Annotated in this window: 16 protein-coding genes and 1 tRNA gene; 12 read left to right on the top strand and 5 right to left on the bottom strand. The window is 53.5% G+C overall.

Annotation, left to right across the window (positions count from 1 at the left end):
- Nucleotides 1-374: 374 nt before the first annotated feature.
- The 3 genes from AC27VJ_RS21240 (at nucleotide 375) to AC27VJ_RS21230 (ending at nucleotide 2,226) form a co-directional block, all read left to right on the top strand.
- Nucleotides 375-1,088, top strand: a complete 714-nt coding sequence (locus AC27VJ_RS21240; RefSeq protein WP_488685686.1) for a GntR family transcriptional regulator — start codon at nucleotides 375-377, stop codon at nucleotides 1,086-1,088.
- Nucleotides 1,089-1,096: 8 nt separating this feature from the next.
- A complete protein-coding gene (locus AC27VJ_RS21235; protein ID WP_488685690.1) occupies nucleotides 1,097-2,008 on the top strand; it encodes a dihydrodipicolinate synthase family protein in 912 nt (303 codons plus the stop codon).
- Nucleotides 2,009-2,152: 144 nt separating this feature from the next.
- A tRNA-Gln gene (locus AC27VJ_RS21230) sits at nucleotides 2,153-2,226 on the top strand.
- A 545-nt stretch (nucleotides 2,227-2,771) separates the two neighbouring features.
- Here the strand turns inward: AC27VJ_RS21230 and AC27VJ_RS21225 are convergent.
- Together AC27VJ_RS21225 and AC27VJ_RS21220 are read right to left on the bottom strand one after the other, a co-directional pair.
- Entirely contained in the window at nucleotides 2,772-3,137 is a 366-nt protein-coding gene (locus AC27VJ_RS21225) for a hypothetical protein (protein WP_488685685.1), read from the bottom strand.
- Nucleotides 3,134-3,481, bottom strand: a complete 348-nt coding sequence (locus tag AC27VJ_RS21220; protein ID WP_488685684.1) for a hypothetical protein — start codon at nucleotides 3,479-3,481, stop codon at nucleotides 3,134-3,136. Before AC27VJ_RS21220 ends, AC27VJ_RS21225 begins: the two co-directional genes overlap by 4 nt.
- 192 nt (nucleotides 3,482-3,673) lie before the next feature.
- On the opposite strand from AC27VJ_RS21220, the gene AC27VJ_RS21215 reads away from it, so the two are divergent.
- From AC27VJ_RS21215 to AC27VJ_RS21205, 3 genes are all read left to right on the top strand, one after another.
- Nucleotides 3,674-3,919 carry a helix-turn-helix domain-containing protein gene (locus AC27VJ_RS21215; protein WP_488685683.1) on the top strand — a complete coding sequence of 82 codons (246 nt, stop codon included), beginning with the start codon at nucleotides 3,674-3,676 and terminating at the stop codon, nucleotides 3,917-3,919.
- A 121-nt stretch (nucleotides 3,920-4,040) separates the two neighbouring features.
- Nucleotides 4,041-5,144 (top strand): tyrosine-type recombinase/integrase, encoded by a 1,104-nt coding sequence (locus AC27VJ_RS21210; protein WP_488685682.1) that lies wholly within the window; start codon nucleotides 4,041-4,043, stop codon nucleotides 5,142-5,144.
- The gene (locus AC27VJ_RS21205; protein WP_488685681.1) at nucleotides 5,141-5,839 is read left to right on the top strand and encodes a hypothetical protein; all 699 of its coding nucleotides are present in this window, start codon (nucleotides 5,141-5,143) and stop codon (nucleotides 5,837-5,839) included. The genes AC27VJ_RS21210 and AC27VJ_RS21205 overlap by 4 nt, the downstream gene beginning before the upstream one ends.
- 268 nt (nucleotides 5,840-6,107) lie before the next feature.
- Here the strand turns inward: AC27VJ_RS21205 and AC27VJ_RS21200 are convergent, their stop codons facing one another.
- Nucleotides 6,108-6,320, bottom strand: coding sequence for a hypothetical protein (locus tag AC27VJ_RS21200; RefSeq protein ID WP_488685680.1), 213 nt, complete (start codon nucleotides 6,318-6,320; stop codon nucleotides 6,108-6,110).
- Nucleotides 6,321-6,870: 550 nt separating this feature from the next.
- Here AC27VJ_RS21200 and AC27VJ_RS21195 point away from each other — a divergent pair.
- The 4 genes from AC27VJ_RS21195 (at nucleotide 6,871) to AC27VJ_RS21180 (ending at nucleotide 9,414) form a co-directional block, all read left to right on the top strand.
- On the top strand, nucleotides 6,871-7,533 hold the full coding sequence (locus AC27VJ_RS21195; RefSeq protein WP_488685679.1) for an SOS response-associated peptidase: 663 nt from the start codon (nucleotides 6,871-6,873) through the stop codon (nucleotides 7,531-7,533).
- 9 nt (nucleotides 7,534-7,542) lie between these two features.
- Entirely contained in the window at nucleotides 7,543-7,959 is a 417-nt protein-coding gene (locus tag AC27VJ_RS21190) for a hypothetical protein (RefSeq protein WP_488685678.1), read from the top strand.
- 279 nt (nucleotides 7,960-8,238) lie between these two features.
- Nucleotides 8,239-8,493 (top strand): hypothetical protein, encoded by a 255-nt coding sequence (locus AC27VJ_RS21185; protein ID WP_488685677.1) that lies wholly within the window; start codon nucleotides 8,239-8,241, stop codon nucleotides 8,491-8,493.
- A 279-nt stretch (nucleotides 8,494-8,772) separates the two neighbouring features.
- On the top strand, nucleotides 8,773-9,414 hold the full coding sequence (locus AC27VJ_RS21180) for an outer membrane protein (RefSeq protein WP_488685676.1): 642 nt from the start codon (nucleotides 8,773-8,775) through the stop codon (nucleotides 9,412-9,414).
- 59 nt (nucleotides 9,415-9,473) lie between these two features.
- On the opposite strand, the gene AC27VJ_RS21175 is transcribed toward AC27VJ_RS21180, so the two are convergent.
- The gene (locus AC27VJ_RS21175) at nucleotides 9,474-9,758 is read right to left on the bottom strand and encodes a DUF982 domain-containing protein (protein ID WP_488685675.1); all 285 of its coding nucleotides are present in this window, start codon (nucleotides 9,756-9,758) and stop codon (nucleotides 9,474-9,476) included.
- Between the two features lie 211 nt (nucleotides 9,759-9,969).
- Here AC27VJ_RS21175 and AC27VJ_RS21170 point away from each other — a divergent pair, with 211 nt between their 5' ends.
- Complete coding sequence (locus AC27VJ_RS21170; protein ID WP_113089666.1) at nucleotides 9,970-10,206, top strand: DUF6894 family protein; 237 nt, start codon at nucleotides 9,970-9,972, stop codon at nucleotides 10,204-10,206.
- A 444-nt stretch (nucleotides 10,207-10,650) separates the two neighbouring features.
- Nucleotides 10,651-11,760 (top strand): porin, encoded by a 1,110-nt coding sequence (locus AC27VJ_RS21165; protein ID WP_488685674.1) that lies wholly within the window; start codon nucleotides 10,651-10,653, stop codon nucleotides 11,758-11,760.
- Between the two features lie 258 nt (nucleotides 11,761-12,018).
- Here the strand turns inward: AC27VJ_RS21165 and AC27VJ_RS21160 are convergent, their stop codons facing one another.
- The gene (locus AC27VJ_RS21160) at nucleotides 12,019-12,366 is read right to left on the bottom strand and encodes a hypothetical protein (protein WP_103586883.1); all 348 of its coding nucleotides are present in this window, start codon (nucleotides 12,364-12,366) and stop codon (nucleotides 12,019-12,021) included.
- Nucleotides 12,367-12,480: the final 114 nt, after the last annotated feature.

The raw sequence follows: 12,480 nt of genomic DNA, 5'->3' as shown, positions 1-12,480 counted from the left end.
ACACCTCGAAACAAGTCAACAGGGCACTTTGAAGAAATTACAGAAAAGTGGTAAGTGATTGAAGTGATGAGGTTATTTCGCATTTCGGGGAAATCGCCCATCAAATTCCGCCGAAATTGGATGCCTGACCTCCCGGCAATGGGCTCCCAACAATAGGGTTCAGCAAGTCGGCCTTCGCGACAGCCTGTCTATAATCATTGCACGGACAACTAGCCCCTCTTAGCAGGTGTGCTCTTCATCTTTAGCCAATCTAAGCAGATGGAGCGCCTTTCCAAAACAGCTCTGGATTTGAGCGCCACCACTTCCTTGTCGACAATTGAACTCATCTGATATATCAGATATCAATAGAGCTTCTGATATGAGGAACTGTTGCATTGACCCCAATTCAGCCATCAGCCTTGGATGATCGCATTGCACGGCTCGATCCTCAGCTTCTGACCACACTTCGTGACCATGTGCACCGGACGCTGAGAACAGCTATCCTCTCAGGACGTTTTTCGCCTGATGAACGCGTGAACGAACGCCAACTCGCAGAACAACTGGGTGTCAGCACCACGCCGATCAAGGAAGCCCTCCGTCAGTTGGAGGCAGAAGGTCTGGTTGAGACGCTTGCACGGCGCGGTGTCGTCATTCGGTTCAATGAGAGCTGGGCCGAGGAAACTATCCTCGCACGAGCAGCCTTGGAATCCATGATCGCCCGCCTCGCTGCGAAACGGTTACAGCCAAATGCAGTTGAGGCGCTGCAGCACACTATCGAGCAAATGCGGATTGCGACCACCGACGCGGCAGCGGATGAACTCATCGCGCTCAACGAGACTTTTCACGATCAAATCCACATTGCTTCCAAATGTCGGTATCTCTCGCGAATGATCGAACGCCAGCGCTTTTATGATGCAGGCATTCGTCGCGTCATTCACTCAGACCCTTCAGAACGGGCAAAAGCACTCGCCGAACACGCGGCCATCGCAACGGCAATCATCGCTGGCCAGAGTGATGAGGCCGAAAGGGCCATGCGCGATCACGTCGTAAGGTCAGGCGACACGTATCTAAGCATTATTTTCAAAAAGCTGGGAGGAGAACCAGAGTGAACACATCTATGGAAAAGGTGCGCAAGGCACTGACGGGTATTTCAGGCGTGCCGGTCACCCCGTATGCGGCAGACGGAAGTGTCGATACATCGATCTTATCCACCTTAATCAAGGGTCTCGCAGACGCTGGCGTTCATAATCTTATGGCGGCGGGCAATACAGGGGAGTTCTTTACCCTGTCGATGGATGAGGTGCGTCTGGTTCATCGCACCACCATAAAAGCGGCGGCCGGCGCCTCGCTGGTCAGTGCAGCCGTCGGCCGTTCGCTGACGGAAGCCAAAGCCTTGGCGCGTGATGCGATTGCCGAAGGTGCCGACGCCATCATGGGACATCATCCCATGGACCCGTTTGCGGGGCCGAGTTACCAGGCAAAATATTTTCTGGAACTGGCGGAGTCTTCCACCGTCCCCGTCATAGCCTATGTGCGTAGCGACAGCTTTTCCGTTGCCGATTTTCGCAAGCTGGCACTTCATGAGAATATTGCAGGCATCAAATTCGCCTCCAGCAACCTCATGCTACTGGCAGAAGTCATCCGCGCCACGAAAGACGCGCCCGCAATTTGGGTCTGCGGTTTGGCAGAGGGCTGGGCTCCGGCATTCTATGCGATGGGCGCACGCGGGTTCACATCCGGATTGGTCAATGTCTTTCCAGAGCGTTCGCACGCCATTCATCGCGCGCTGGAAGCTAGCGACTATAGAGCGGCTCGCGAATTGATAGACGGCATCGCCGGCTTCGAAGCCATGCGCACGAAATATCTCAATGGTGCCAATGTCACTGTCGTTAAGGAAGCCATCGGCATGCTCGGCACCACCGTCGGCCCGGTTCGCGCTCCCGGGGTGGAGAAACTGAACGATGCAGAACGGGCTGAACTGAAAGAGATTGTCGAGCGGGTAAAAAGAGAGGCACCAGCTGCCGCTTGAGGGGCAGGACGCTTCCCCTCACCGCATCAAGAAATAAGCGGCAAGCTATAATATCGTCTCGCAACCGCATTTTTCGACTTGCATAGCGAGACAAATCATTTATATGACGCGCTAACGAAGCGGCACAGACCACTTCGGTTGCGTTGGGGAATAGTTCAACGGTAGAACGACGGACTCTGACTCCGTTAATCTTGGTTCGAATCCAGGTTCCCCAGCCAAAAATTCCACAGTGATTTCAATCACTTGCCCGCTGGTGCGCCGAAAAACCCTTGTCACACATCAATATTAATGGGTGCGACAAGATACAAAGCATTTTCAGTGACTTACATTGAATTGCAGAATGATTTTAAATCAGTACCAGGCAATTCACCGCAACATGGATTGCGACAAAAAGCCCGCAACGTGGTGAGCGCTGCGGGCCTTGTTGTCGTATTGGGAAGAAAAAGTCGGCGCGCTGCCCTAGGGTGCACGCCGACAAGTTTGCCAGCACTCATGGGCTGCGAGCTGGCGGGGAAATTACATAGTCGTAAAGCTTGTCTACGAACTCTCCAAGCCTTTGTATCTTCAAAACTCGTAAATGCAAAATTGCTTTGGTCTCCTCGGCTGATAACCGGCCAGCGCGCCGCTGGTGTAGTCGCGGTGGTGTCAGGCTTGGTGAGCCGTCTGCGCGCTGGCCATTGGTGTTGGAATAAAAGACCGGGGCAGCTAAAGAGCGCCGCCGGCAAAAAGCCAGCCCGAACGGACAAGAGGCTGGCAGGGAAACTTAGTGCGGCGGAGAGGCCGCGTGACACTGTTGCAGCATCAAGGCGTCTGCATGCCATTGCACATCGCGAAAAGCTATGAGATCGGATAGCGCACGCTCTATGGCCGGCCGCTCTGCGAGGATTACGCCTTCCTTGGCTGCAACCATGTCTGCGGCAAACCTAAGCTTAATTGCGATGTCGTCTTCGCATGTGATTGATGCATTGATGATCGCATCACCTAGCGACATCGTCGCTTGCACGATAAGATCACAAACAAGGTCAGGCATGTCGCCGTGGCGGTCCCATGCTGTGTTCAACTCTGTGTAAAGTGCCGTCATTCTCGGCAAAAAGGTTCTGTCGGGTTCTTCTTCAACGTGATTTTTCATGCGGCTTCTCCGTCGATCGTGACGCCCTGAAAGATTTCGGGCTCGATGACTTTTCCGATGACAGTGAGGCCATCGCGGCGCGTACCGCCATCATTTCCTTTGTAGCTCTGACCAAAAGCGGTTCTCGATCCGTATGGGCGTGGATAGTTGTCCTCAGTAGAGACCAGCTCGATACCGATGTTGCCATCATGGCGCAGGACTACAGCCCGTTGGTTCTTCAAGTTCGTGAATGTGCCCACATCAACGAGAACGCGCTCCCCGTCGATTTCCATCGCGCAGCGATTCTGGCCTGGTGCTGGCGCATATGCACACATTGCCGCGCTGGAGGTTTGGCTCTGCTGCATTGCGGCCGGTCTTCTACCGACCAAGCGCCGCGGTAACGCTTCAATGCGCTCCGGGACCGGAGTTGATCTTCTAGGTGCGTATGCCATTTCGTGGTCTCCTCGGTTGCCAGTTCGCTATGAACTGTGTATGTCACTAAAAAACACCAACATCATAGCAATGTCAACATAAAATAATGACATTGCTGTTTTTTTATGAGGTACGAGGTGATAAACCCAAATCAGTGTCGGGCCGCACGGGCATTGCTCGATTGGAACCAGCCACAACTGGCTTCTGCCGCTGGTGTATCACCATCGACTTTGCGCGATTTTGAATCTGGCAAACGCACCCCTATCGCCAACAACCTTGCTGCGATCCAATCTGCCCTTGAAGAGGCCGGCGTGATCTTCGTCGAGGCTGGCGACACCGCCCAAAGTACTGGCGTTACTCTGCGGCCTTGACGGGGTTTCGGCTACTGCCGTACCTTCAGTCTGCGGCTACCAACCGCATCACCACATTGAGGAGCTTTGAAAAGCTTTCGGCATGCGTGCCGGCGGCGGGCCTTAATGTGATGGATATATAATGCCTCTTAAACTCTACAAACGCAGAGACAGCCCCTCCTGGTGGGTCGGCGGTAGCGTGCGCGGCATAAGTGTCCGCAAGTCCACTAAAACCACAGACAAGAAGGTTGCCGATACCGTGCGTATCGTGCTCGAGCAACAGCTTCTTGAAGAATCAATATTTGGCAGACGACTCACGGTGACGTTCGATGAGGCGGCAGAAGCCTATCTCGCCTCTGGCGGCTCAGAGCGCTTTCTGAAAGTGGTGCGCGACGCGCTTGGAAAGATTAAGCTTCGCAACATCAATCAAGCCGTCCTGGACGAGGCCGCGCGCAATATCTACCCAACCGCAGCCCCAGCAACGGTGAACCGGCAGCTCTATACGCCGTTCATTGCGGTGTGGAATCACGCTGCCCTGAACGACTGGGCGGCAGTGAGAAAATGGCGGAGGCCCTCAGAACGAAGAGGTACGCTGAATGCGCATCACAAACTTCGTATCGGCGCCGCGCCTGTCAGATATGACCATGCAGTTGCGTTTGTGGCCGAGCTCTCTGCACCGGCAGCCATGATCTTCACGACGATGTTCTACACAGGAATGCGACCAATAGAACTGCTGTCACTTTGTAGAAATGACGTTGATGTGCCGGGATGCTGGATTGTCGTGAGATCGTCGAAGACAGGCGAGCCACGTGGCGTGCCCATGCATGAAATTTTGGTGCCATTGTTTACATCGTTGCTCGAGCGGGATGACAAAGCGCAGCAAGTATTCAGAAACTTCAAAGGGCAGCCATATCGCGTGGGCGGTAATTACGGCGGCCAGCTGAGTTCCAGCATAGACACCGCGCGTCGCGAGACTGGCATACGCGATATCAGCGCATATACAGCCAGGCACACGGTTTCCACGCAGCTTGTGATAAATGGCGTGCACCCGCACATCAAAGATCAGATCCTCGGCCACGCGGTCGACAGTATGTCGCGCCGTTACACCAGCGTGCCTCAGGCTCCGCTAATTGAGGCAATCAACACTCTGCCAGTGCCCGATGCTTGGCGGGACTTTTGGTGGTGGCGCGACCCTCTTCATGCGTCACGCGTTCAATCCATCAGGGGTGTACGAGCACGGGGATGACCCACTCAGCGGAAGAACCAAGCGTTTCAAAGGTTGTCGATGACGTCGTTTACTTCCTCGAGCGGCAAGCCGACGGGAAATATGAGATAGACGCGGAGCACTTGTTGTCCGACTTAGGAGGCAGCGTTCCCGGCTTTGGGGACCGCATTGCGCTTACCATTCACAACATTGGATCCTCGTTTATGGAGGTCGTCGGACGGTATTTCGTACGGCATATCGATGAGGCATCAAACAAGGAATGGCTGGTATGGTTCGTCGTAGTTGAGCCAGTCAATCTGCCGGAGGCGGATAATTTGTTCAACCTCATTTCAGACACCTACAACACATTCGCGAAAACTCGCTCAGCGCTCAGACGCGAACGGATGCCGCCACTGGACTCTCCTGTGGTCGACGGAAATCAAACCTATTTTAAACGGTGGGAAGAACAAGATAATGAGCGCCAAAAGCGTGGGCCAGTGCACAGGCTCGACAAGCCGCAGATGCGGGCGCTTCGATTTCTTGCCAGCCATCCGGAGATTTCGACAGTCGATCTCATCCCTCAATGCGGAGAGAAAACTATGGAAGCGCTCTCAAACGCCGGCTGTACGAGACCTGGAGGCAAGGATCACCGCGGTCGTCAGGAGTGGTTCATCACCGGTGAAGGCCGCGCAGAGATCGAGCGAGACGATATTTATCAGAACTGGGTCTTTGAGTAAGTTGCATCGTTCAGGAAGGCGTTGTCGGCTGCTTGTCAGGAATTATCAACCAGAACAACTGGACTAGATCGCGCCACGTTCTGGAGAGGTCAGCCACGGTTTCCGTAACCTGTCCATAAACATAGATCGCAAACAGGGTCGAGCATAACAATAACAGCCACGGCCACAATCTCTTTTTCTTGCTTCGCTTACGCTCGCCGTCGGCTTGGTCCGTCAAAGGTGTTTCTCCCGCACGCTCGGAATATGAAGAAAAAACAAAACTAGACAATCAAAAAGATGCCGCCTTGACTCCCTCACCGACGAGAACATAATAAGAACATCGATCAACGATGCGGCCTCCGGTGATCGAACATTGGATCAACGAGGAGATCACAGCATGCGCCCAAAACCCGACGAAGCTGATGTCGCCGACTACATCTTGGACTGCCACAACGGCAACGCAACTGCCGCAATCAAGGCCATGCAAGATGAGATTGAGCATCTACAGCACCAGCTGAGTCTCGCAGTTAGAGCTATGGGCAAGGGCTACACCAGAGGGTGGGTTCCGAGTGAGGAGCGCGATGCCGTCTGAGGGAGCAATGCTTCTCTCGGACTATGGAGGCGAGCCCGTCGGCGTAATCTGTGAGAAGTGCCAAACGCTGAAATTTCTAAACGTCGCAGAGCTCATGTTGGAGTTCGGCGATTTGCCAATGCCAACATTGCTTCATCATATCTCGCAAAGCGTCCTCAAATGCGAAAAGACGATGGTCGGGTTTTCCGATCGTTGTGGCCTCTCTTACTACAAGCGGGCGAACCCGATTGAGCCGTTGGCAAAACCAGCATCAAGCAGAAAAGTATCAGAACTGAGGGCTTGGGAGGTTGTCGTCGTCAAATGTAGGTTCTGCGGCCATGTATCCAACATACCTCAATGGCGGATGAGGAATGTCGATAAAGACAAGTCTCTGGATCAACTAGGATCGCAGATGCGTTGTCAGAAGTGCCGCAAAAGAGGCGAAGTGAAAATCACTGTCGCGAAGATGCCGAGGTGACGCATGTGCAATCTGTACCAAGTCAAGACCAATCAAGAGGCTATCCGCGACATCGCTGGCTCGATGCAGGAGCGCTTGAATCTTCAGCCAGACGTCGAGGTTTACCCCGATAGGGGTGCGCCTGTCGTCCGCAACAAAGATGGTGTGCGCGAGCTGACTGAGCTGACCTGGGGCATGCCTACGCCACCCAACATACTTGGAGGCAAGCCAGACACCGGCGTCACAAACATCCGCAATGTCGCGTCGCCTCATTGGCGCAAGTGGCTGAAAGTCGAGAACCGATGCGTCGTGCCGTGGACTCGATTCTGCGAGTGGGAAGACACCAAGCCGCGAAAGACAAAGCGCTGGTTCGCTATCGATGATGCAGAACCCCTTGCCTTCTTCGCTGGCATATGGACGGATTGGAACGGCACGCGAGGTTCGATGAAGAACCCACGCGATGGACTGCACGAGTTGTTCGCCTTCCTCACAACAGACCCAAACGAAGTGGTGGAGCCGATTCATCCTAAGGCTATGCCGGTCGTGCTCACTACCGCAAAAGAGGTCGATGTCTGGATGAATGCTCCGTGGGAAGAGGCCAAAGCACTACAGCGACCCTTGCCTGCTGAAAAACTAATCCTGCTGCCGGTTGAGGAGCAGACGACAACCGGCGACTTGTTTCAATAGGAGGCGGTCATGAAAATCTGGACGCATATTTTAGAGGATCACGGCGTCTATGTCAGAAGCCCAATAGACGACGGCGATTTTCTGCCCCCAAGGCAGGTTGCTCATGATGAGCTTGATCCGCAACTCATCGCCGAGGTGGACCGTGACTCGGACCTCACTACCTACACAGGCTATGCCGCAGAAGAATATTCCGCCGACATGGACAGCGCTCCAACCGGAGCAAATCTGGAAATTCTCTTAAGCCGCCGCAAGGGCCTGGCAGCTGTGCTCTACGACAATCCAAAAATATCTTCTGCATTCGTGGAGTGGGTGAGATGCACAAGCCCGGACGCCGCCATCGTCGAGTGGCGCAAGAAGGTGTTAGCCAAATACACCGTTATTAGAGGCGACATACGCCAGATTGTTAGTGAGAGACGCGCGCTGTGAGACAAGAAAAGCCTCAGACGGCAAACGAGGAAAGGATCCCGCGCCTCCGTGACTTCAAAGGCGAAAAGATCGACATGGCATGTCACAGATGTGAGCGATACGGCGTCTACGAGCGTAAGTCGCTTCTGAAGAAATTCGGGGCATCGGTTCAATTTGTCAGCCTACGGCGTGTGCTCGCGATCGGGTGCGATAGCGCGGGCACAGCAAAGTGCGAGGCCCACTTCCCTTGCCTGCTATCGGCAAACCTAAAATCTGCCCAGCAATAACGGAAAATACGCAATGAAGCTGATGGAAGAATCCGACATACCGGCGTTCGTGGAGGCTGTAGTCGCCACCGGATGCAATATTACTGCGATCGGAGACAACCATTATCTACTAGGTGATGCCGATCTCCCTGAACCACAGCGGGAAGATGTTCAGCCGTTGCTGAAAAAGATATCGGAGGACTTTGGTCATCGTGACCATTTGCGTGCGAAGATAGTGTCCTATCTTCATTCGATTGGTCGAAGCTATCCGCCTCCGCAAAAGCATTGAGGACTGACCATTGAGCGACCTGACAAGCAAGACCGGCGACGGCGTCCACGAGAATCACTACTGCTGCATATCGGAATGCAAGAAGTGGGGTGGGTTTGGTTTCGCCCGCAATAGGGCGGAGCCAGTGCAGTGGTGGTGTTGGGAGCATTACCCTTATAAACCAAATAATCGCTGAGGAATACACGATACTCCACCATAAAAATGGGCGTTGTGACCAGAGTGCTACAGTATCTTTTGATTACTAATGTAATGTGTCAAGAGATACTTTGGGGGAAATTTATGAAGAAGATCATTACTGCTTTCGCGTTTGCTCTGGTTGCTTCGACAGCAATAGCCGCAGATGCATTACAGGAAACACCGCAGTTCTCATGGACTGGGTTCACCGCAGGTGTGCAAGGTGGCTACAACTGGAATAACCAGGGCATAAATTTTGCGGGTATTATCGTTATCCCGGAAGCAGATGCTGACTTTGACGGCGCGTTATTGGGCGGGTTTGTTGGCTACAACTATCAGTTCTCGAACAACTGGGTAGCGGGCATCGAAGCTGACTTTGAGCGAAACTGGGCCGACGGTTCACTTAACAACAGCACAAGCTACGGGTTGGATTGGCAGGGATCGGTTCGCGGACGTGCAGGTTACGCATTCGAACGCGCGTTGATATACGGCACAGCAGGCTGGGCGGTTGCTCGACTAGACGCTGATCGAGGCACGGCTGGCGAGGATAATCAGACCTTCAACGGTTATACTGTTGGCGCAGGCGTCGACTATGCATTTACCGATATGATATTTGGGCGCGTAGAATACAGGTACACCAACTTCGGCGACAAAGACTTTAGTTTCCCTAATGCACTTGGCGGAGCAGGGTTTAATTCCGACCTTGACCAGCACGCACTTCGCATCGGCCTTGGTGTAAAGTTCTAAAAAGAGTACAGACGAATAGAGCCCGGTTTTGCCGGGCTTTTTTTATATTCACTTACTGGCTAGGTGCAATCGTCATCAGGGACAACCGATAGTCCCGCTTCATGAGCCGCATCCACAAATGCCGCACGAGCGTCGGCTGGTGTATCCTCATCGCTGCCATTTATGACAGCATCACACACCATAAGGGCTGTGACGTAAGCGTCGGCGGTGCAGTCGGCAGGCCAGTAGTCGAGTAAACATCGCGCCAAACCAGCTACTGTCGATAAGGTTTCGAACGTACCCCAATCGATTGTCAGCGGCGAGATTGAATGGTTGGTAACAGCGATCATAAGAATGATCTTCAATCGCAAAGCAAATCCCAAGTCAACATGCCGAATTGTCAGTCACTTAGATGTCAGCCAGTGGACAGACCTTACTTGCATCAGAGGCGTTGAGACCAATGGGCGGGTGCTGGCCTAAACCGCGTTTGTGATGTGAAAACTAGACTTTTTCGGAACCATTTTAGAGAAGCTCTCGTTCGGACCTGAGAGCAGAAGCCGACCTGATGGTAACAGCATGCCGAAGTACTTTTTCCACGTCTATGATACGGACGGTTACACCGAGGATTCACACGGCGCCGAATTCTCAGATGATGAGAGAGCGCATGTCGAAGCGGTTCAAGCAGCTCGTGAAATGTTGGCGGAAAAAATCATAAATGGTGAAGTCGTCAACGGAAGCTACTTTGAGATAGCGAGGCACGACGGCACTATCGTGGAGACCATCCCACTCAAATCAGTCGTGCGATTTGTGTGAAGTGATCGCAACTCCGGACCCGACATGATCGCGCTCTTAAGCGCTTTCACAGCACGTAGGTATTCACCACAGCAAAGCTAAAAACCGCGATCGCAAGACTTACCATAATGATTGTGACCATCTTCATTGCTATAACCTCCGCACAACTCGAACCGATTTGACGCAGCAATGTTCCTTATCGGTGCCGCAGGCAGTCCCAGTTAACCTTGTTGTCCACAGCCAATCGGTTTACAAAACCTTAACAAAATCAATCAATCGATAAGTGTCCCAAACTAAATTGTGCTCAAATTGCAACACGATGTAGGCCGCGTTGCGTCACACACAGCGAAATACGGCGAAAGCAGATTGCGAATCCGGCGGACTTTCTGTCTATTCCAAATCCGAAGCGGGGGGCATCTCCAAAGATTGTTCCGCTTTTGTAACGAAACATGACTGGAGGTCATTATGAACATCAAGAGCCTTTTGATCGGCTCCGCTGCCGCTCTGGCAGCAGTAACCGGCGCACAGGCCGCTGACGCTATCGTCGCTGCAGAACCTGAGCCCCTCGAATACGTTCGCGTTTGCGATGCTTTCGGCACAGGCTTCTTCTACATTCCTGGCACTGAAACCTGCCTGAAGTTCTCTGGTTACGTTCGTTTCCAGACCAACTTCGGTCGCGATCAGTCCGGCACTTCTGACTGGGATTCGTTCACACGCGCTCAGTTCAACATTGACACACGTACAGACACCGAACTCGGCGCTCTGCGCGGCTTCATCGAATTCCGTGGCGATGCCGACACTGGCGCTGGCGCTGATTCCCGCTTGAACATTCAGCAGGCGTTCATCGAACTCGGCGGCCTGAAGGTCGGTAAGTTCTACAACTGGTGGGACGATGGTCTCTCTGGCGAAACTGACGACCTCAGCAACGAAACCCTGTTCAACTCCATTCGTTACACCTACGATGCAGGCTCTTTCTGGGCTGGCGTTTCGGTTGACGAACTCGAAGGCACAGGCGCTGATTTTGTAGCCGTTGGCGGAACTCCAGTTCTCGGCGTATTCCCAACAGGCACGACAGAAGCTGACAACAATGTTGGTATCTCTGCTGGCGTAGGTACGAAGCTCGGCGGCGCAACGCTTGCTCTGATCGGCGGCTATGACGTTGACCAGGAAGAAGGCGCTGTTCGTCTGATCGGCACTGCCGAAATTGGTCCTGGCACGCTCGGCCTCGCAGGTGTATGGGCTTCTGGTCCAAACGCTTACTACGCACAGGCTGAATGGGTTGTTGCTGCTGAATACGCAATCAAGGCAACCGAGCGTCTGACGATCACCCCCGGCGCACAGTACTACAGCAACATCGCAAGCGTAGCTTCGGTAGCTGATCTGAACGGTACCGGCGATGCGTTCGACGGCATTCGTGCTGGCGACTGGTCTAACGACGACGCTTGGAAGGCTGGCGTAACTGTTGATTACAAAATCACAGACGGCCTGACCACCAAGATGACTGTTAACTACATCGACGCCGACAACGCTGACGACCAGGTCACTGGCTTCGTTCGCCTTCAGCGCACGTTCTAATATTTCTAACCTCGGTTAGTAGCGAGAAACCCGGCTTGTGCCGGGTTTTTTGTTATTTAAGCTTGCAAGAATTCATATAGACAATCGGACACAATTTCGGCACACTGTCCTCGATTACAAGCGAAGATCCACAGCCGAAAGGCTTTCGCTGTTGATCCCAGTCATCCTCTCCAGTCTTCGGGCTGGAGAGGCGGGATTGCATCCTCCCGCTGCACAAACAAAAAAATTCCCGCCTACCTTTCGGCAAGCGGGGTTTCGTCAGGACGATCTAGTCGGCCTCGGCTTGGATGCCTGGTTTTCAACGATACGATCAACGCGGACGGTCATGTGATCGACGGCAGCTTTTACGCCGCTGATGGCATCCATGATCTGCTCTGTCGTCTCGCGCATACCGGCCTTTGTGATGTATGTCTCGGCGACATGCAGGCGGTGCGATGCGAGTTCGTCGCGCGCAAGAGCGGCAAGAGCGTGGGCCGCCGAAGCCGTGCCGGTTGCATCTGCCCTAGCCGAACTGATCTTCGCATCCACATACTTCCAGAGACCGAAGAAGAAGCCGAACAGCGCGATGAAGAACAGCGCGACTGCCATGATTTCTGGGCCGGTCAAGGCTTCACCCCGCAAAGCTTTTGCAGCTTTTCGTTCTCGGCCAATATCTGGCGTTTGGTTTCGATGGAAAGGCTGTCCTCAACAGATGGCCGCACAGCTTTTGCGATGTCGCAG

It is taken from the genome of Agrobacterium sp. 20P9.1.2 (genome assembly GCF_057799395.1).
The sequence above is the reverse complement of the archived record's forward strand: the minus strand, read 5'-3'. Positions and strand labels throughout refer to the sequence as shown.